At 49.0% G+C, this 19,264-nt stretch carries 25 protein-coding genes and 1 pseudogene; 11 read left to right on the forward strand and 15 right to left on the reverse strand.

Annotated features, from left to right (window positions below):
* The 4 genes and pseudogenes from QUB16_RS28960 to QUB16_RS28975 all read left to right on the forward strand — a co-directional run.
* Positions 1-529: pseudogene (locus tag QUB16_RS28960) on the forward strand (hypothetical protein); the annotation flags it as partial.
* The gene (locus QUB16_RS28965; RefSeq protein WP_333321512.1) at positions 519-1,376 is read left to right on the forward strand and encodes a hypothetical protein; all 858 of its coding nucleotides are present in this window, start codon (positions 519-521) and stop codon (positions 1,374-1,376) included. The pseudogene QUB16_RS28960 and the gene QUB16_RS28965, both read left to right, overlap by 11 nt.
* Positions 1,377-1,422: 46 nt before the next feature.
* Positions 1,423-2,472, forward strand: coding sequence for a hypothetical protein (locus tag QUB16_RS28970; RefSeq protein WP_333321513.1), 1,050 nt, complete (start codon positions 1,423-1,425; stop codon positions 2,470-2,472).
* A gap of 503 nt (positions 2,473-2,975) precedes the next feature.
* Positions 2,976-3,287 carry a hypothetical protein gene (locus QUB16_RS28975; protein ID WP_333234182.1) on the forward strand — a complete coding sequence of 104 codons (312 nt, stop codon included), beginning with the start codon at positions 2,976-2,978 and terminating at the stop codon, positions 3,285-3,287.
* Between the two features lie 132 nt (positions 3,288-3,419).
* Here QUB16_RS28975 and QUB16_RS28980 read toward each other — a convergent pair whose 3' ends face one another.
* The 6 genes from QUB16_RS28980 to QUB16_RS29005 all read right to left on the reverse strand — a co-directional run bounded on the left by QUB16_RS28980 (position 3,420) and on the right by QUB16_RS29005 (position 7,556).
* Entirely contained in the window at positions 3,420-3,815 is a 396-nt protein-coding gene (locus QUB16_RS28980) for a hypothetical protein (protein ID WP_333321514.1), read from the reverse strand.
* A 309-nt stretch (positions 3,816-4,124) separates the two neighbouring features.
* Positions 4,125-5,138 carry a tyrosine-type recombinase/integrase gene (locus QUB16_RS28985; RefSeq protein ID WP_333321516.1) on the reverse strand — a complete coding sequence of 338 codons (1,014 nt, stop codon included), beginning with the start codon at positions 5,136-5,138 and terminating at the stop codon, positions 4,125-4,127.
* 91 nt (positions 5,139-5,229) lie between these two features.
* Positions 5,230-5,787, reverse strand: a complete 558-nt coding sequence (locus tag QUB16_RS28990) for a pentapeptide repeat-containing protein (RefSeq protein ID WP_333321517.1) — start codon at positions 5,785-5,787, stop codon at positions 5,230-5,232.
* 71 nt (positions 5,788-5,858) lie between these two features.
* Positions 5,859-6,263, reverse strand: a complete 405-nt coding sequence (locus QUB16_RS28995; RefSeq protein WP_333321519.1) for a hypothetical protein — start codon at positions 6,261-6,263, stop codon at positions 5,859-5,861.
* A 225-nt stretch (positions 6,264-6,488) separates the two neighbouring features.
* Positions 6,489-7,034 carry a hypothetical protein gene (locus tag QUB16_RS29000; protein ID WP_333321520.1) on the reverse strand — a complete coding sequence of 182 codons (546 nt, stop codon included), beginning with the start codon at positions 7,032-7,034 and terminating at the stop codon, positions 6,489-6,491.
* A 75-nt stretch (positions 7,035-7,109) separates the two neighbouring features.
* The gene (locus tag QUB16_RS29005) at positions 7,110-7,556 is read right to left on the reverse strand and encodes a hypothetical protein (RefSeq protein ID WP_333321521.1); all 447 of its coding nucleotides are present in this window, start codon (positions 7,554-7,556) and stop codon (positions 7,110-7,112) included.
* A gap of 107 nt (positions 7,557-7,663) precedes the next feature.
* Between QUB16_RS29005 and QUB16_RS29010 the strand changes: the two genes are divergently transcribed.
* The 3 genes from QUB16_RS29010 (at position 7,664) to QUB16_RS29020 (ending at position 9,223) form a co-directional block, all read left to right on the forward strand.
* A complete protein-coding gene (locus tag QUB16_RS29010) occupies positions 7,664-7,975 on the forward strand; it encodes a hypothetical protein (protein ID WP_333321523.1) in 312 nt (103 codons plus the stop codon).
* 77 nt (positions 7,976-8,052) lie between these two features.
* A complete protein-coding gene (locus QUB16_RS29015) occupies positions 8,053-8,388 on the forward strand; it encodes a hypothetical protein (RefSeq protein WP_333321525.1) in 336 nt (111 codons plus the stop codon).
* Entirely contained in the window at positions 8,381-9,223 is an 843-nt protein-coding gene (locus QUB16_RS29020; protein ID WP_333321527.1) for a 3'-5' exonuclease, read from the forward strand. The genes QUB16_RS29015 and QUB16_RS29020 overlap by 8 nt, the downstream gene beginning before the upstream one ends.
* Before the next feature lie 233 nt (positions 9,224-9,456).
* Here QUB16_RS29020 and QUB16_RS29025 read toward each other — a convergent pair whose 3' ends face one another.
* From QUB16_RS29025 to QUB16_RS29065, 9 genes are all read right to left on the reverse strand, one after another.
* A complete protein-coding gene (locus tag QUB16_RS29025) occupies positions 9,457-9,753 on the reverse strand; it encodes a hypothetical protein (protein WP_333321529.1) in 297 nt (98 codons plus the stop codon).
* A gap of 112 nt (positions 9,754-9,865) precedes the next feature.
* Complete coding sequence (locus QUB16_RS29030; RefSeq protein WP_333321531.1) at positions 9,866-10,309, reverse strand: hypothetical protein; 444 nt, start codon at positions 10,307-10,309, stop codon at positions 9,866-9,868.
* Positions 10,309-10,572, reverse strand: coding sequence for a hypothetical protein (locus QUB16_RS29035; RefSeq protein WP_333321533.1), 264 nt, complete (start codon positions 10,570-10,572; stop codon positions 10,309-10,311). The genes QUB16_RS29030 and QUB16_RS29035 overlap by 1 nt, the downstream gene beginning before the upstream one ends.
* Positions 10,559-12,106, reverse strand: coding sequence for a hypothetical protein (locus QUB16_RS29040; protein ID WP_333321535.1), 1,548 nt, complete (start codon positions 12,104-12,106; stop codon positions 10,559-10,561). The genes QUB16_RS29035 and QUB16_RS29040 overlap by 14 nt, the downstream gene beginning before the upstream one ends.
* Positions 12,096-12,563 (reverse strand): hypothetical protein, encoded by a 468-nt coding sequence (locus QUB16_RS29045; RefSeq protein WP_333321537.1) that lies wholly within the window; start codon positions 12,561-12,563, stop codon positions 12,096-12,098. Before QUB16_RS29045 ends, QUB16_RS29040 begins: the two co-directional genes overlap by 11 nt.
* A gap of 39 nt (positions 12,564-12,602) precedes the next feature.
* Entirely contained in the window at positions 12,603-13,274 is a 672-nt protein-coding gene (locus QUB16_RS29050) for a hypothetical protein (RefSeq protein WP_333321539.1), read from the reverse strand.
* Between the two features lie 64 nt (positions 13,275-13,338).
* Entirely contained in the window at positions 13,339-13,626 is a 288-nt protein-coding gene (locus tag QUB16_RS29055; RefSeq protein WP_333321541.1) for a hypothetical protein, read from the reverse strand.
* 2 nt (positions 13,627-13,628) lie between these two features.
* Complete coding sequence (locus QUB16_RS29060) at positions 13,629-13,805, reverse strand: hypothetical protein (protein ID WP_333321543.1); 177 nt, start codon at positions 13,803-13,805, stop codon at positions 13,629-13,631.
* On the reverse strand, positions 13,802-14,419 hold the full coding sequence (locus QUB16_RS29065) for a hypothetical protein (protein WP_333321545.1): 618 nt from the start codon (positions 14,417-14,419) through the stop codon (positions 13,802-13,804). The genes QUB16_RS29060 and QUB16_RS29065 overlap by 4 nt, the downstream gene beginning before the upstream one ends.
* 218 nt (positions 14,420-14,637) lie before the next feature.
* Between QUB16_RS29065 and QUB16_RS29070 the strand changes: the two genes are divergently transcribed.
* The 4 genes from QUB16_RS29070 to QUB16_RS29085 form a co-directional block, all read left to right on the forward strand.
* Positions 14,638-14,853 (forward strand): hypothetical protein, encoded by a 216-nt coding sequence (locus tag QUB16_RS29070; protein ID WP_333321547.1) that lies wholly within the window; start codon positions 14,638-14,640, stop codon positions 14,851-14,853.
* Positions 14,854-14,885: 32 nt separating this feature from the next.
* Positions 14,886-15,329, forward strand: coding sequence for a hypothetical protein (locus QUB16_RS29075; protein WP_333321549.1), 444 nt, complete (start codon positions 14,886-14,888; stop codon positions 15,327-15,329).
* Positions 15,330-15,983: 654 nt separating this feature from the next.
* Positions 15,984-16,154 (forward strand): ribbon-helix-helix domain-containing protein, encoded by a 171-nt coding sequence (locus tag QUB16_RS29080; protein ID WP_333310178.1) that lies wholly within the window; start codon positions 15,984-15,986, stop codon positions 16,152-16,154.
* Positions 16,155-16,560: 406 nt separating this feature from the next.
* On the forward strand, positions 16,561-19,264 hold a 2,704-nt coding region (locus tag QUB16_RS29085; RefSeq protein WP_333321551.1), incomplete at its 3' end, for an AAA family ATPase.

Genomic DNA, 19,264 nt, shown 5'->3' on the forward strand with positions numbered 1-19,264 from the left:
GGGGGGGGAGGTAAAATGCGCTTTTGCTACTGAAACTGTCACAGAAAAAAATGTGGAACTGTCACACCAAATTCAGCCGATCGCACCCGACCCGGAACCGGAAACAGCACCAACAGCACAAACACCGCCAGAGTCGATCGCACCACTGGAACCGGAACCCGACGCCGAACTGGTAAACCAGGGGGTTGCCGCACTACGGAAAGCGATCACAGAAAATGACGCGGTAGCGGTCAGAGAGGTTGCTAAAAAATCAATCAAATTGGACAGTACAGGGCATCTAAAAGCAGCAATCAAAAAGCTTCTGAGTGATGAAGAGAATGAAGCTTGCAGGATTTTAGCTAATGCCAATCGTAAGCAGTCGCAGCCACAGCCAGAGGCAGAGGTAGAGCCAGCACAGCCAACCGATAACAGCTCAGAGCCAGCGACTGTGACTGAGCCGATCGCACTTCCCGATAACTCACAGGAGCCGGAAACCGCAGAACCCGCGCCAAAACCAACAGAGCCGGAGGTGACTGAAGATGTCGAATAATCTAGTCGCCGAATCCGTTCAAGTTGTCCGATCGCCCTCCCAACTAGACCCCGAAACCCACACCGAATGCCTTGGGTTCATCCGCGCCGCCATTGCCAGCAACGATCGACAAACAGCCCTGGACATCAAAAATGTTTTAGCCGACGTTTGCCAACAGGGCCACGCTGATCGAGCCGCCATCTGGCTCGATCTGATCCCGATCGAGCAACAGAACTTCAAAGAACTGTTAGCACTGCTGCCGATCGCGCCGCCGGAACCCGCGCCGGAAACAGCACTAGCAGCACCAACAGCACAGCCGGAACCACAAACCGCCACCTTCCCGATCAACGACCAAGCAATTCGCTTAGGGCACTGGGTTGAGGCACGGGCAATTGGTTGGAATGACGAGGGCACACAGTTGGTAGTGGAATATGTGAGGGCCAGCGGTGACATGGGCGAGATGCTGGTATTTCCTGAGAAATTTGCACCGACCGAGCCGATCGCGCTTCCCGCGCCAACACCAACACCAACACCAGAACCGGAACTGGCAGAATCCGCAGAACCTGCGCCGGAAATAACACCCGCGCCAACACCAGAACAGGAGCCAGAGTTGACACCAGCAATAGCCCCAGAGGACGCCGCGAAGATGCGAGAGATAGCCCTGGTGTGGTGGCCAGAAATGTACCCCGAAGCCTTGCAAAGTTTAGTTACTCAAATGTTCGGTTGGAATGCCCCTGCACGTAAATACAGCGCGGTGCAAATAGCTGGGTGGTTGCAGGGAGAAGATGAACTGGTACGCGATCGGATTAGCGAATTGTGGCTGCTAAAGCATGGCGAAGGCTTAGATTCCCTTGATTGTGGCTTTTAGGCGAACTCTCCGCACCCGTCGTTTACCCAAATACTTGAGTTACCCTATGAAAACTTTTCTCGAATTCCATCGCACTTACCTGTTTGCAAGCAAAACGTTGATCCAATTGGCAACCGACCGCCTCACAAACAATCGTGCGTATCAAATCTCGCAAGCAAAACTGGCGATCGCAATCGCTAACCAAAAACTCGAAAAATTAGAATCTCCCGTGTCTGTGTTTAGAACTCTTTCTGAGTACGAGACGGAATTGCCCAACGTGGGGGAGTTGCGGGAGGAATTAACGGTCTTAAATCGGAGATTAGTGACCGCCTGTCGAGTTCCCGATATTCTGCCGTCCAAGCGCGATAAACGACGGGCGATTGAGCAAGTTAAGGATGTAGTAGAAGGAGTGATTTTAAATCTCAATCCTGAATCAGTAATTAAATGGAATCCCCAGCTATCCCTGCTGGAGAAGCATTTGTTGTTCAGGCTTCCGTACTTGTCGGAACAAGAAAATCTCGCGGTGCAAAGCGCTATTTTTGGGATGGATAGCACTTGGTACAATGTCGCGTTTGGTAGTGAGTACGATGCCTTGATAGAGCCGATCGTGCAACGTGTCGGTGCCGACGGCATCGTAACTCGAAACTCTTACGGGGTTCTGGTACTTAATTCCCCTTCCGTAATGTTTGTGGATATCGACATCGAGGGGGAGGACATGAGTTGCCGATCGCGATTCGGCGGGGATATCAAATCGGCTGTGAATTTGATTGAAGCATTCACCAAGTATTCGGGGCTGGCTTTTCAGGTTTATAAAACGAAAAACGGGCTCAGGCTGCTTGAATTGTCCCGAACTTGGGACGCGCGGGGAAAAGATGTGGCAGAAGTTTTTGACAATCTTGACGCCGACCCATTGTTTGCTCAACTGTGCAAAACGCAGGGCACTTTTCGGGCGAGACTGGAGCCTAAGCCTTGGCGCGCGCAATCGAACTCCATTAACGCTGTGGCGTGGGATTTAGGGATAATGGGGCAACCGTCAAAAATTCCTTTGCAAGTACGCAAAATCCAGCAATATCATGATCGCGCGTGTTGTACCGTGTCGCAAAGTGTCCTAGCCTAACCCACAAGCTGATCGACGCCGGAAAAGTCACAGCAGCCGATATTCTGGCAGTTGTCGGCGGGGCGAGGGATTTTGGGGTGTTCGATCGGCTGCAAAAACTAACGAAAGTTAACGAAAGCTAACGAAAGCTAACCTCTGTGGGCATTGAGGCGATCGGGTTTGGCTCGATCGCCCACAACATATTTGATACATATCTGATACATACTGCCGATGTAGAGTATGTATAAAATTGCTTGATTTTGCTTGACTTTATTTACGTTTATTTAACTTTATTTTACTTTTGCTTGAATTTACTTTAGTTTATTTTAGTTTTGCTTTCGTTTATTTAAGTTGGCTTAACTCATGCCCCCGATCGCCCCCGTACCGCGCTGGGGATAATTAATGATATTTAATAATATTTTCTAATATTTTTTCATACCCACGCAAAACGCCGGAAACCTTTGCAGCGTATAGCTTTCGAGCCTTTTTTGTGATACAATTAAAGTAAAATTTGCACAAAACCGATGGAAGAATTTATCAATTTCCGGGGCAAGAATTTGCCGGCCACCATGATCACCGTAGGGGGGCAAGATTTTCTAATTGCAGCCGTGGGCGATCGGCAGGACAGCGCTATTGCCGACATTTACGCACAGCAGAATATCGAGATTGTACCGGGACTGAAGGTAATGGAGAGAAAATCTGGGACGTTATTTGAGATTTTATCGCAGCCATCGGGGCATCTCCGGCACGTAAGGATAAAGGATACCCGCCGCAATTTGACGCCTATCAATGTGACCGAGGATCGACTGCGGCAAGATTTTCGATTTGTGGGCTGAAGCCGTGCGGGATGCCCGTAACGCCGATCGCAATTAATACAGTTAATACAGTATTTGGGCGGGTGTAAAAATTGTATTAATTGTATTAATGGCGGCGGGTGTGATCAATTCGGCGACGCGACCGCATCGGACTCAGCCATGTTTGATAAGCCTCAAATCAAAGGAGTACGTCGGTTCGCCGTCATAACAGGGTTTAGAAAGAATACCTGGACAAGTGCTGTGAGTCCACCTGATGAAATAAACCCAGGCGTTACCAATCATGCAATATCCATCAGGTTCTGGAACCCAGCGCATTCCTAGAATCTCACCAAAATCAGTGGCAACCTCTAGAGCATCGTCATCATCTGGCTCCCAATCATAAGCCACCAAGTCACCCATCTTGAATTCTGGGGAGGGATAAAGAGAGCAAGGCTGAGTACGCGGAACAAGAAACGGTAAAACGATTGACGCTAAACCCTGTAAGACCCCGCGCCGAGAAAATATAAAGTCTTTCGATCGCCCCTGTTGGCAATCACTTTCAAGTGTCATGATAGTTAAGCTCCAAACGTTGTGCGTAAACGGTTTGGGGAAGTTCGTAGCTAGCTCGGTGTTGACGCACCGCGCTGGCCGCGCATATCAAATCTTCCTTAAATTTACGATCGCTTTTTTCCAGCCGCTTGTCAACACGAGTGGCTGTAAAGTTTTGTGCGAGTAAAGCCCCGTTTTAAGGGGCGGTAGCTTCCTAATTTCCTGAGAGATGTAGCTTGCCCCTACAAACTGTGCAGCGATTAAATCAGATTATCGAAGGCAGTCATGGACACCTTGTCCACAAGTCAGGAGCGATCGACTGTGCAGCGATTAAATCAGATTATCTAAAAGCTCAGTAATATCGCCCTGGTCGCGGCTGCGATTGTCATCGTAAATCATCAGCGTGTCGAGCTTTTTATGGCGGCTAAGCTTCTGCACTTTTCTTACATTCCCGTCAGTTGCGTCCAGTGCGGCAGTAATTGCGCTGTGGCGGATGCGGTGCGGACTCATCTGCTTAGTAATGCCCGCTTTTTCGCAGTGCCGCACTACAATCTTGCGGATGCCGTCGCCAGTCAAACGATGGCCCGCGCTGGCAAAATCAAGCGACGTAAATAGCGGAACACTCGGTGAGTTACTGCCGCCCTTAGCTTCCAGCCAGTCGCCGATAGCCGCCACCGTCACCGCCCCTACCTCTATTGTTTCCGCTTGCGTCCCCCGTCCTTTGCCCAAAATCCGCAGTGTTCCCCCAACTCGATCGAAATCGGCAAGGTTGAGCTGGCTAACCTCGTTGCGTCGCAGTGCGTTACCCCACAGCAGCCTGAGCAAAGCATAGTCACGCTTGCCCGCGAGTGTTGCCCGATCGCACTGCTGCAAAATTTGGGTAAAAGTCGCCGCATCAATACCCGTCGTGTCCCGATATTTCTGGGTTTTCTCCCCCTTGATATCCTCCAAGGTGAAACAGCAGGTTCCCAGTTTCCGCCCCATCTGCACCAGAGATTTGATAGCCGCCAGCCTCCTATTAACAGTCGCTTCGGAAAGCGCCGCCCTCTGACCGTCGCCGTTGACCAGCAACGCCTTATACTTCAAAACTACCGCCACAGCCTGCGACCCTTCGAGGTGCAGAAATTCGAGAACGCTGTCAGGGCTCGGAGGCTTCCCCGTCATAGTTCTAAAAAAGTCGGTTACATCTTTTTCATAGGCCCGCTTGGTGTTGAGCGAGCGTTTATCTGCCAGAAGTTGTTGGAGCACGTCGGGGTCTTCGTCTAGGAGGGGGGCAAAGTGCCTTTCAATTTTGGCACTTAGGGAAGATTCAAGGGGTGCGATCGAAACTGATATTTTATTCATTGTACGGTATTGATAATGGTAATTTCCGATAACAGTAGGGCAAAAAGGGGCCCCGTCCGTTTTGGGCGGGGCGGGTTACTTCGGAGAAAAATTACCAAAGCAACCAATTACCGCTGGGGTGAGGATTTAAGCAAAAATCTTTCCTCCAAGCTTCCTCCTCTTCCTCTTCCTCTTCCTCTTCCTCTTCCTCTTCCTCTTCCTCTATCAACCCCGTACCAGTCAAGTTTGCATTAGTCAAATCGGCGTTAGTCAAGTCCGTACCGCTGAGGTTTGCGCCGCTCAGATTTGTACCCACTAAATCGGTGCAACTCAAATCTGCATCAGTCAAGTTCGCACCGCTCAGATCCGCACCGCTCAGATTTGTACCAGCCAAATCAGCATGGCTCAAGTTCGCGCCTGAAAAAATCACATTCTTCAATTTCGCATCAGTCAAGTCCGCGCCACTTAAGTCGGCGTTACTCAAATCTGCACCTCTCAAATCTGCCCCTGTCAAATCTGCACCGCTCAGATTTATTCCATTTAAAGGTAAATCTTTTAAATCGGCGCCACAAAAATGACCAGGCTTGTGGCCTTGATTTTTGCAGTCCTCTTCCCAATTCCCTTTTCGGTGGTATCCAATAACTCCAATCTCTGCTGCTTGTCTGGTCATTTTTTTTCTCCAATTAAATTACAGTGCGCGTGTAGGATGCGCGCCCCCCGGTATACATTAGGCGGCAAACTTCAGCCGCGTCCCCCATCGCCACGGCCCGGCGGTTGATTGTCAGTCTCTATGGCTGCGGGCGCTATGAGTGCGCGGGCGGGTGCTGTTGTAGTGACTGTATGGCTTGCTGCTGCGGGTGTTGAAGGTGCGCGGCTGACTGCGGGTGCTGCTGTTTGGGCGATCGGCGCTGCCGTTTCTTCGACTTTCGCTGCAAGTGCGGCTTCTTTCTCGGCTTCTGCTGCGACCAGTGCTTCAAAGCAAGAGATAGTAGCTTCCCAGTGTCCGCGCTTTACGTCGGAGGCTGTTTGGGACACTTGGCAGCAGTAGCGGTTTCCGTCGATGTGTCTGGCAAACGGGCATTGAGCACAGGTGAAGGCGGCGGGTGCGGCAGTGTCGATCGTCGTGACAGATTGTGTTAATTTCATGGGTAGATCCTTTGGGATTCAGCCACCGCTTAGGCCTCAGAAACTTTGGGCGGTGGTTTTGTTTGGTATGTTACCAGTATAACTAAAATACAATACTATGTACAATACCAGTAACATACAGATAACTTATGGTGTGTTACTAGAGTATGAGATACCGCTTATAGTGTGTTACTGGCAGTATGTTACCCATGCTTTCAGCCAGAGAGGGACGGCCCTCTCAACCGCTTAGCCGATCGCCCGCAGGTCGGCCGGTGTAACTATCGCCTTGAGTCTCCGGGTAATGTTGGCCGCTGTCCCGCGAGCGTCAACTTTTTTGGATTTAGCCAGTGACCGCAGAGTAGGTAGGGGCATATTAGCCAGCGCTTGCTCGATGTCCATCTCTGGCGCGGGTTCCGTCGTGGCGTCAACGTCAATCACTGGGTTGGTATCGGCTGCTGTAGTGGGTTCCGGTGCTGTCGGTTCGATCGGTTCCGGCTCGACTGTTTCGGCTGGCGCCGGTGTGGCGGATTCTAAGAATGCGATCGCGTCGGTTCCGAATTGCGCCTCGACTGCCGCCTTGAATGTAGGGATTTCGGCAGGGTCAACGTGTCCCAACATTGACAGCGCGGTTCCGATTTGTGCAATCGCAGATTGGCAAGCTTGCTCGACTGAAAGTAGTTGCTGTTGGTGTTCCTGTAATTCGCTGAGCTTGGCTTGTAGGGCTGCGATTTGGGCGTTAGTGGCGTCAATGGCTGAAGCGATTTGGTTGAATTTGGCGGCTAGTAATTGCATGGTGATTTTTCCTGTGGTGTGTAGTGAGTAAATAGGTGAAGCGGGGGGGTGGAGGGTGTTACCCCTCCCGGTTGTTTATTTGCCTAGTTGTCGGCGTCGGCTGGCTTTAGTTGCGGCGATCGAGTAATCTCGGTCAATTTCGTTCTCGAAATCTTCAAAGCTTTCGAGGTGGCGATCGGTTAACAGCAATTCGGGTATTTCGGCGGTAGCTTCGACTCGGACTCCGTACCCTGTGGGCGATTTAGACGTGAGGTAGACAGTGATTTGAAACTTTCCGAGGCGGTCACTGTCTAGGTACGTCACTGATTTGTAAAATCCGCTGGGGAGTGTCGCGCCACATTTGCTTTGATACTTGAGCTCACCTTGCTGTTGTAGAGCTAGCAGCGCGGTAGAGATAAGGCTGGTGTGGATATTCATTTTTCTAGGTTCGGTGTGGTGTGTAGCGCGGGCTGTGTCGCTTGCCTTTGCTTGGTATGTTACCACTATAGCAAGGTATTGTACTAAATACAATACCAGTAACATACAAAAAACTTATAGTGTGTTACCAAGACATACTTAAAAACTTATAGTGTGTTACCAAGGCATTAGGTATGTTATCTTGATATTGTACTGACCGATGGGTAACACAGATGGCAACCGATAAAAAACATATCGCCGTATATCTGGACAAAGCTGTAGAGGACGCTCTGAGCAAATATTGTATTGACAACGGGCTGGAATCTAAGAAAGGGCTGATGTATTCGGCGGCGGTCAACAAAGCGCTGGCACAATTTTTTGAGGTAGAAAGCAGCACACCTAGCACCACACCGGGGAACACCGCCAGCAACATACCCAGCGACATACCGGATAATTGGGAACAGCGGATTGCAGAAATTGTTGAGCGGAAGATGTCGGGCGTGATCGAACAGTTGAGGACTGAATTGGGGGAGTCCGCAGCCTGACCGATCGCCCCAATGACGAAGCGCTCAGGCAACAGCTCAAACAAACTGAAGACGAACTCGCAGCAGCCAAACAGGAATTGGCAGAGGAAAAATACAATTACTCAACACTCACAATCATCAGCCAACAACTTAACCAGCAACTCGAAACCGAACGAGCTGATCGCCAAAACCTCCAAGCCCAACTCGATCGAACGCTGGCAGAACTGGCAGAACTGCAAGAGAAAGCCCCGCCAGCGACGGAACAGCCAGTGATCGACCTATCGGATAAAGCCGGTAAGATTGCCAGCTTTGTCAAAACCCTGCTAGCCACAGATGCCAAGCTGATCAAGCTCGTGAAACAGGATAAAGCGATACAGCTACCCAAAAGCACCATCTCGAAAATTGAGGAAATATTAGGGGGCGGCGATGGATGAATACAAATGGTGGGGGCGCGACGGCGAGCCTCCCCCAAATCTCAAAACCAAAAAACAGCTTGCAGAACTGGGGCTGGCTCCCCTAAAAGCAGTCGGGATTATTCGGGCCCAGAAATATGATCTGCTGCTTTACGATCCTGAAAATCCAGAATCCTGCCGACCTAAAAGAAAGCCGACAGACAAGCAACTCGAAACACTTGCCGCCAACCGCGAGAAAGCTCGAATTAAGCGCGAGTACAACGATTGGCACAACAGCCGCGATCGCATCATTGAGCAAGATAGAGTAAGGGCCGTGAAGTGGGCGCGAGATGAACTGAGCAAGGATGATTGGGTAATCCTAGACACTGAGACAACCGGGCTGCATAATGCTGAGATTGTCGAGATTGCGATCGTCAGTCACACCGGGGAAACCTTGCTCAATACCCTAATTAAGCCTTCAATCTCTATCCCTGCCGATGTTGTAGCGATTCATGGTATCGGTGACGAGATGGTGGCAGATGCCCCAAGCTTTCCCGAAGTTTACTCGCAGATTGTGCAAGCGCTCGAAGGCAAGCGATGCTTTATCTACAATGCAGCTTTTGATATCCAAATTCTGGATTATTGCCGGAGATTGCACAATCTAGAAAGCTTCCATTTAAGCAGGCGCTATGAGTGCGTGATGACTTGGCACGCACAATGGGCGGGAGATTGGAGCTACTACCACGAGAGCTATCGCTGGCATCCACTAGACGGCGGGCATAGAGCTTTAGGAGATTGTCTGGCCGCCCTAGAACGGATTAAGCGAATCGCCGCTGACTCTGATACATTTCATTGCCCCGTGCCACGGCCTGAATAGATTCTGCAAACATTGAGAAGTCCTGAGACGACACATCCCACGGACATTAGGAATTGATACCCCGGTTAATGCCGGGTTTTTTTTGCTTTCCCGATCGCACCCAAACAAAAAGCTCCCCGACCGAAAATGTCAGGGAGCTTTTTTACACGATGGGTAATTAGTAATTGGTAATTGGCAACAGGTTTGCCCCATACCCGCAGTATAGCGGCTAGGAGCTTGGGCGATCGCTAAAATCACCAATTTTCTGGCGGAATCGACTTAATATCTTTTTCCCAAGCGCGCACGTTGATTAGTAACCGGTTGCCGTTAAAGCTGTAGTGCACCCCAAGTTTGATGGGATTATTGCGCGGGTTTAGTCTAGCCTGCTGTACCATTTTTCTCAATTTTTGTTCAGATTGATTGAGAGCCACCGCTGCCCGCTTCAGTGGTTGAAATTCCTGCGCCAGCCCGTAACCGTGAATGATAGCTTCAAGAGCTTCCACTCGTTTTTGAAGGTTCAAGAGTTGCTCGATATATCGATCGTTGTCCATAAAATCAAATCGTGGCGTGTTGGTAGACTCGACTGAACAGTCGTGATCATTGAGAAAGCTAACGCTGTCAAATTATCTCTAACACCGTAGCGCTCGTTTATGTTGTCGATGTTCAGCGGGCGATGTTCAGTGCCAGCAATTGCTCAGAGGTTAATTTCTGAATTTGCTGCGGGGGCTGCCAGCGATGGCCCCAGTTCTGGCGAAGTTTGGAAAGTGCGATCGGACTTGGCAAGAGTTCGGCGGCACTAACCCAAACTCCAACACCGGAAATCTGGCTCGCATAGTAAGCATCAAACTGTTGGCGCGATACCCTTGCCAGTTGCCCTTGCTCAGATTGCTGCCACAGTCGATCGATAGGTAGTATCTCGCGCTTCAAAACCCGGACAATTCCTAGCAGTTCAGCAACTGGCATCGTGGCATAAACCACAATACTATTGCCCGGTTTTAGAGAGGTTCCGAAATTGCCTTTTCGGAGTTCGATCGACTTGGGATTGTGGCTGAGAAAGAAGGCAGAGGCCCATCGCGGGTGTACTGAGATTAGGTAGTTTTTAGTCATTAGTTCGTACCGTCCGGTTCCTTGTCATCTGGATTGTATACACCGTCAAAATCGCAGTAGTTACACCCGCAGCCTTCACACTTAGGGCATACAGTAAGCGCCGGATATTCAGCCTCAAATAGCTCGATGGCAGCCTCTACTTGCTTGCCTAAATCTTCGGTTTCTGTGTAGCTTTCAAGCACCATTGCTATGATTATTTCCTGCGATTCCGGTGAGAATCCTTCAGGCAGTAATGCTTGGATTTGAGAGTCAGTTGTTGGCATCGTTTTCACCCGTTATTAAACGTTCAAGCATCTCTCTAGCTTCTGTGTAGATGTGATGATTGCGTCCTCCACGCCGAACACCCCACAACAGCCAGATGGTTCGTTCTTGTCCTAATTCCTGCTTGATAATAAGCTTGGCTAGCTTCATCTTGTCTTCCTGTTCCAAGGGGAAATCATCCCCAAAAACCGCTTTTTCGAGTGTCCCCCCTAACAACTGTTCCAACAACTCCGAGAGGTGTTCCCCATGTTCCATAAGGCTTCCGGGCTGTTCCGGTTCTGGCTCTAGCGCGGTTTTGGGTGTTCCAGAGTTTTCCGAAGTGTTGGGGGTGTTCCCGATCGGAACATCACTAACAGACGCATTTTGTGGCTCTGGATGTTTGATCAATTTGACCAACGTGCGATCGGCTTGCGACTGTCCCGGCAACTTCACCAGGGCTTCAAACTTAGGCACAGCTTCAGTCGTTACCGGGTCTATTTGACCGAGCAATTCAATCTCTAATAGTGCAGAATCTCGCGTCGCCGCCATGCCTTTAGCATCCCCTAATCCTGCTAGCGTTCTGGCATGGGAAACGAACAGAACATACAGTTTTGCCTTGCGGATATCGGATAATGCAGCTTGGAAAAAGTCGCCGCTTGCCTTGCATCGGGAAGCCCAATTAGTGAATTCGTCGCACACAAAAGTCCAGGGCTGAAATTGAGGATTAGGCTCCTTTCTGATGCGCTCATATCGGCGCTTTACTTCAGCAGCAAAGCTTGCCAATTCTGCATCAATAGCAGGGTAATCCATGCCCGCCCCGACTACTTCGCAGTCACGCCATGAGTTGTACCCGGCGTGTGGGTCTAAGGCTGTTACCTTGTGGCCGGCTTGTTTCCGCTCCTTGATTTCTTCCTCTGCCAGAAAGGTTTTGCCGCTGCCTTGGGGCCCGTAGAGTAGCACAGCAGGGTAGTTGGTCAGTTTGGGAAGTTTGGGCCCGTCCTGTTTTGGTTCGATCGCCGCTGCTGTCGATGGTTCCACTTTGTCGCCGGGATTAGCCACGCTGTCGAGCGTCGCCGTTCCCGTTAGCAGCCCTTGCTGTTGTCGGGGGTCTATGCCCAAGCTCTCACAGTAAGCGGCCTCAATTTCCCCTTGAAAAGCCACATCATCAGCCTCTAAAAGGGTTTTATACTGCTGTTGAGTTCGCGCCATTTTGTACGCGCTTTCAGCAGCATAATCAAATTCTTGAGCCTTCTGCTGGTATCCCTTAATCCGCTGCCTCATCGGCTCTAATTCGCCTTCCTTACGGGCGAGTAGCATTGTTACTGTGAAGCCCCCAGTAGCTAATAAAGCAAGCAAGATTTTAATCCCACCATAGCCACGTTCAATGCTTCTAAATTCTGCTTTAGGGGGAACGAGCCACGCTGGCTGTGATTCAATTCTGTTACCAAGTTTATACTCGATTCGATCGTTGAAAGGTAGTGCCGTAGCTCCAACAATTCCGGCAAAGCTTACTCCCAGTAAGCCTGCAACAATGGGCTGGTTTATGTTACTTAGCATTGTTTAATTTGCTCCAAATTTGTGTACCGACAAAACCGAGAGTGACGACTGTTACAACAAACCCAAAAATCAGCATTTGAGAATTAGCAATTATCCACGCCTGCCACGCATCCCAATTACCTGCAATTAGCGCAAACGCTAAGGCAATTAAGATTAAATGCGATCGAACTTTAGCAGTGCCATCAGCAGCCAAGCTATACACAATTAGCGCAATTCCAGCGCCGGGAATCAGTATCACAGCACTAGGGATTAATGCCGGAATTGCCCGCACGATAAGGGATGCAGTCAATCCCCCACTAAAGTAAGCACCGAATTCTCCCCAATTCCCTGATAGGTTCCAGAATCGTTCTATGCCGCTAATTTCATCAGTTTTCTGTTGTTGCTGCTGTTCAGTCTGCGTAAAGTCGCCTGCGTTCAAGTAGTCAAATTCTGAAGATTCAAATTCTGAGATATTCATACAAAAAAGGCGGGCCATTTGACCCGCCGATGGTGTGTGTTATTTCTTGCCTGAGAAGAAGTCGAATAGTTCGCCTAAAAAGCCTTTGCCATTGTTGTGGGCGATCGAACTGTTGCCACCGCCAGAATTGCCACCAACCGCCGGAACTGGATCGAAGTCTTTGGCATTGATGTAATTGTTAAAAGCAGCCCGTTTTGCTTGCATGGCGATCGCCTGCTGCGGTGACGCTTGGATAGCCTTAAGGGACTGCTGAAACCCGTTCTGCTGTATCTGTCCTTTTGCCTGATGATTGGCTTTAATCAATAGCAAGCGCTGTCTAAAATCGGCATTTTGCAGGGTTTGGGTTGACGCGCCCTCGACCTTTACCAGTCCCAATTCGTGCTGTAATTTTTGCTGCAAATTGATGATGTGTTGATCATGTTTCGCCCCAGCAACAATTGCTTTCGCTACATACTTATCAATCTGTGCTTTATCGGTCAATCCGCTCTCAATGGCTTCAAGGGTTAGCCTTTCCAGCTCTACCTTGTCTGTGCGGATTTTGTCGTAGTGCCTGTTGTACGCAGTTCGTAATTGCTTCTGAAGCCCCAAGATTTTCGCTTCTCTGCCAGCTTCATGCACCATCTCCGGCGTGAGCGGGCCCGATTGATACCCGAATTCTTTATTGATGTGTGCAGCGCCCGGTGTGGCGGCTACTCTGAATTTTTGCATCATGATAAAATCTCCTTAGATGAATCCCCCAGCTCGTGCCAGGGGAAGATTTACACGGCCAGCCGATTTACTTGTCAAGGCCGATCGGCTGGTTTGTCATTTTGTACTGGTAGCCAAGTACGAAGTTGTCAATGGCTTCGCGCTGTTCATTTGACAGAGAGCCGTCTGGATTCAGATCCGCAAACATATCAAGATAGCTTGCCAGCCGCCAGCGAGAATCATCGCCATACTGGGGGATACAGGCAATTTGCCGATCGATATAGTCTGGCTCAATGGGCTGGGTGTCGGTGTCGTCCTCTTCTTCATCCCAGAAATCGGAAAATTCAAATGGTACTAAGTCGTCATCTTCAATCATTTTTAATCCCTCAAACTGTTGATTTGACCGATTATCTCGATCGCCTTCGCATCTGTAATCCCTTCATCCCGGAGGCTTTGGGCTGCTGCAAGAACAGCGTCCTGAGATTTTTTGGCGACGACGTTAAACACTTTTGGGGTGTTACTTTCGCGCTGTACCCGAACCTTATAAAAGCTCATGATTCAGCCCCCAGTTTCATCGCCCGCAGTTGTGCCAGAACTTCAGCTTGTGCCTTCTGCTCTGCCTGAAATACTGCCAGAGCCCGTGCAGCCCCACGGTTTTGAGCGGCGTTAATTTCGGCATTATCTAGATCAGCATCGCGTTGTTGTGCCGCTTGGTTTTCGGCGGCAATTTGTGCCAGAAGTTGCTGCACGTTTTGATTTAAGGATGCTGAGGCAGAAGCGGCGCTTTGTCCTAGTTGGGTGATCCGGCGATCGAGTGCTGGGGTGTATTCGGCAATTGTCAGGGCCCCGGCTGGTGTGGCAGAGGTCGCGGCCGGTACACCATCAACTAATTGGCGTAACTGGGTAAGCTTGCCAGCGTTCAGCAGTTTAGCGGCATCCAGAGCAAGCTGGGAATATTCAGTGGCCCGTGCAGCCCCACGGCGTAAGCTTGCAAGATTCAATCCGTAGATGCTTTGCAATTTGGAAATCGATTTCTGCAGGTCAGCTTTGCTCAGTCGCAAAAGGCTCATAATCTGCTGTACCGTGTACCAGTTTTCCTCCGGCTCCGGCTCAGATGAATCGATAGCCTCGCAGTCGATGTCAATCACGGTAAGGTTTTCAGTTGTCATGGTTCAGTTTGTCTCAGAAACGATATTTATCGATAGAAACGATTTTTATCGATACTTGTGTTATATTACCATAGGTAAGGTTCCTGTCAACCCCTGACATACCTAGATTTAAAAAGCAGTAAGGAAGATAAGGTAGAAGAGATATCGTAACGAACTCTCTAAATACTCTTATGCCTTCCAATAAGCCACGTGTAACCCTATATTTTGATAATCAGGAGATGGAAATTCTCGAAACTTGGGCGGGACAGGAGTTTTTGACGGTACCCCAACTAACCCGCGTAGTGGTCAAGCGAGCGATCGCTGAATATCTAAAGCAGCATCCTTTGGAATCTGAAAACGATACCGATTGCCCCCCCGACCCGCAGCCAACGGAAGTAAAGCCAGCAACAGCAGCGAAAGCTAAGCGGGGTAAGGCAAGTAAAGGTGCTAGTTGATATCTAGTAACTGTCTAGTAAGGAGAAAACTAATGAACTCAAGCGAACGGCTAGACCGAATAGAAGCAATTCTTGCCACCACCGCAGTGCAGCAGCAGGCAAACACGGCTGCCATTGACCGACTAACTGATCGTATAGATCGGATTGCGGTGCAGCAGGAGGCAAACACTGAGGCGATCGGGCGGCTAGAAGTTCAAACCAGCGCCAACACCGCAGCTATTGACCGACTGACAGAGCGCGTTGACAGCATTGCGGTACAACAGCAGGCGAACACCGAACTACTTGATCGTTTAGTAGATCGGGTAGATCGCATGGTTTCAGCAATCCAGAACCATCAAGAAGCGCTGAGGCTGATTTCTCAGCAGCACAATGAATGGCGGGAGCAAATGCGAATCATTCAGACAGAAATTCGCGACATCTGGCAGTACCTCAATAACCAGCTCCGAAACCGAGGCAACGGCGGCGGACAAAACTAAAGCGACCGCTGATCGCCCGTTTGGAGTTTTTGCGGTGCGGGCGATGGCGGGCTGGGGAGTTGGGGAGGTGTGGCGGGCGATCGGTGTGGAGCTTAGAAAGAAGGCAACAAAGAAAACTTAGAAAAATCTTTAGAAATCCTTGGAAATCCTTGGAAACCCTTGAACAGCCTCACTAAGAAATGCTAGAACAAGCGTTTTTTTAATTAATTTCTTACGCCCTAATACGTGCAGCGACAAGGTAGGTGTACTACTGCTGGTAACAGTAAAACTACGATTGGTAACAGTAGTAGCCAAGGCAAGTTACTACCTAGGATAGTAATAACGAGATGGTAATAGCAAAAATGTTAGACACCATCTAGATAGACGACTAGACGACTAGACGACAAATCGCGAACACTTCTCACCGCTTACTGTGTAATGTTCACTTTACATTTATTATTGTCTATACATCTGTCTACCTAGCTACCTAGCTATCTCGCGGTTAAAAAATCTTTTGTGCAGTTGATGCCAAAACTTACACCTTTGATGTCACTTGCCTAGCTATCTCGCGGTTAAAAAATCTTTTGTGGTAGCGATCGCAATTAGAATTCTTATTGTAAGATGGAGAGAACCACATTTTTTGTGAGGCCTATGTTTCGTGTTTCGCCAACAAGGATGACTTGCACAATTAGCGACGAATTGCTAGCCGAACTAGATGAAGCTTGTTACCAAAGCCGAGTTTGTCGCTCTGAATTTGTGCGCGAAGCTCTGGCAATCTATCTCAAAAACTTTCACGCACAGAGCACCAAGCTTGCCACGCCAAATGAAAAAGCACTGGCAGAATGAGACTTCCAGTGCTTTTTTAGTTTATTTTTTAGTGTAAACGTCCTGTTTTTGTTCTCTTTTTAATCTTGGCGGATTGAATTAACAAAAACAGGAACTTAAGCCATTTAAAGGGGTGTGGCTTATTGCTTGATGTCAACCCCTACTAATAAATTGTGTCTTATTTTGGTCAAAAAAGCAATCTAAGGTTGCGCGTTCAAAACGAGGGATACAGCGCTCTAGACAGCGTTAAAAATTCTTCTAAGCCTTATTCTACCTCAACTGTACCACAATCCCCTGTAAAAACGCAACATAACCGTGGATTATTTGGAGCTAGCTTTGCTGCAATAAATCCACAATCCACGATATCCGCGCAAGCAAACCGGGGATTCTCTGCGTCCACTTTTGCAGCGATCGGGGGTGCGGCGTAATGGACATCACGTCATCTCAGGTGATCAACCGCGAAGAAGTCCGCCAGCAATTAGCCGCACTGGGATACAAGGCTGGCGACGTTGTGTATTTGCGGGCCTTCTTCGCTGATTCCGATCCTCGCAAGAAAGACGATCTAGGACGGAAAGCGGACGCGACTAACCTTGACCAAGTAATCGCACACGCTACCAAATTTCAAGCTGAAGGGCGGGGGATTTACTTGGTAGTCAATGGCGGCGGTCACAAAAACGAAGATGTTACTTTCGGGCGCGCCATATTTTATGAGCATGACAATTTAGGTAAAGATGCTCAGATTGAGTTGTGGAAAGGCTTAGGGCTGCCAGAACCCAGCTTTCAAGTTGACACTGGCGGAAAGTCAATTCATAGTTACTGGGTTCTGGCAGCAGCACTTGCCATTGAGAAGTGGTTAGAGCTGCAAAAAGACTTACTTAATTTTGCTGACGCTGACCGCTCAATCAAAAATGCTAGCCGAGTAATGCGACTGGCGGGTGCGTGGCACTCTAGCGGTAATCAATCATTGATCATCACCAACTCCGGCAGGCGGTACGAATACGAAGAATTAAGGGCGATCGTCCCAACACCAGAAAAACCAGAGCCGACACTTTTTCAGCAGAAACCACAACCGCAAGCATTTTACACATCAGAGAAGCCTGATTCTTACGAAGCGATAAGAGTACCGGTGCCGATGCCAGTACCTCTGCTATGCTCCCTAGGTAAAGAAAATAAGAGCCTGCTACAAGGAGTCGCGACCCAACGCAACACATCAATGGCAACTCTCGCCAGAGATTTAATCGGGACTGCTAACGATTTTGCAAAACTGGGGCAAAGCACGAGCGATGATGCGTACACTCTATTTATTGATGCTTGCCGCCGATGCTCGCCCGGTGGCTGCTGGGGCGAGAAAGAATGGGAGGGAATCTGGAAATCGGCAGAAGGCTCAAATCCATCGGCAAGTATTAGTAAGGCTTCTCCCGATGCTGTAGAAAACTGCATAAAAAGCTGGTACTGGCAGGAATTTGGGGATAAAGAGCGCAGCAAGCGATCGAACCACAAGCCACAAAACAGCACTAAATTATCCATGCTGGAAGCGGCTAACCAAGCACGGGAAATACTGCGATCGGAGCGTGACGAGCTCACCACCAATATCAAACTTGAAGAAGTGCGGCATTCGGCAGGAATGGGCGAGTATGCTTGGGAACACAAAATCATCCGCCCTATCAAAAAAGACTTAGATTTGCAACGGTACAAATCTGAATTGCTCTATATCATGGCGATTGCCGATCCCGTGGAACGAGACTGGCGAATAGCTCAGATTGCGCCCAAATACCAACTTCAACGGGCAGTAATCGAGCGAAATATAGTGCAGATGAAAGAACGCACTACCACGCCAGAGTCACAGCTATGGAGCTTAAGTGAGGTTTTTAATCTTCAATCCGAAGGTTTGCAATGGATTATCCCCGAGCTTTTGCCATGTGGCGAAACGGTGATTTTGAGCGCAAGTCCCAAAGTAGGGAAATCCTTGATAGCAGTAGACCTTGCTTTTTGCACCGCTACTGGTGAAGAAAAATTCTTAGGACAAAATATCAAGATGGGCAAAGTCCTCTTGGTGTCAGTCGATGAGTCCCTAAATAGCACACGGTCAAAGCTGCTAAAGCGGGGATTCCGGCTGCAAGATAACGACAACATAAAAGTCTTGCCCCAATGGGACATCACCCAAACAGCAAAACTTGAAACTTTCTTGGAAGATTACCGCCCGGATGTAGTTATCATTGACAGCCTCAAGCGTATTTGCAAAGGTAGCACCATATCGGAAAATTCTGCTGAGTTTTCCGATAATATCTACGCCCTCAAAGAACTTTTTACTCGTTACGGTGCCGCTGGCGTTCTAATTCATCACAGTAACAAAAATGCCGATGCACTAGGCGTTGACAGGTTGCGCGGTTCTAGTGCGATTGCTGGTAGCGTTTGGGGTGTTTGGCAAGTTGACCACATTCCAAAGAAAGACCCTAACAACTCAAAAAAACTGATCATCGACCCCAAAGACCCAAAGCGTATTTTCTCGTGCTTCCCAAGAGATGCAGAAGGTCAAACACTAGACATTGAGCTAAATCTCGAAAATAATTCTTGGATCTGTCACGGACTAGCAGGAGAGGAAGCCGAAGCAGCACAGCAAAGAGAGACGATCCGAGAACGAATCTTGCGAGCTCTCGAAAAACATAACAGACCGCTATCTGGCCCAGAAATTATTGAAACAACAGAACTAACAGAAAAGCGTGGCTCGGTTTACTCCGAACTTAACCGAATGGTTGGCAAAAAAGTTATTAGTGCGGCACCAGCGCCGGGTAACAAACGATTTACCCTATATTCTTTGCCCCACATTCAGGCTGAAAAATCTCCTCCCCCCCCTCCCCCCCCTATATCACTACCAAATGCTATCTATGAGTCTGAAAATCTTATAGAGCATGGTTTTCAGATAGATAGCAGCATAGATAGCAGATACATAGCAATAGATAGCACTGTGACAGTTGAATCAGAGATGCTATCTACTGCAAATGATTGTGAGAACAGGGTTTCAGAGATAGATAGCAAATTACCACTGTCACAAAGGGGGGGGGAGGTAAAATGCGCTTTTGCTACTGAAACTGTCACAGAAAAAAATGTGGAACTGTCACACCAAATTCAGC

The sequence above is a fragment of the Microcoleus sp. D3_18a_C4 genome, assembly GCF_036702415.1.
Taxonomy (GTDB): domain Bacteria; phylum Cyanobacteriota; class Cyanobacteriia; order Cyanobacteriales; family Microcoleaceae; genus Microcoleus.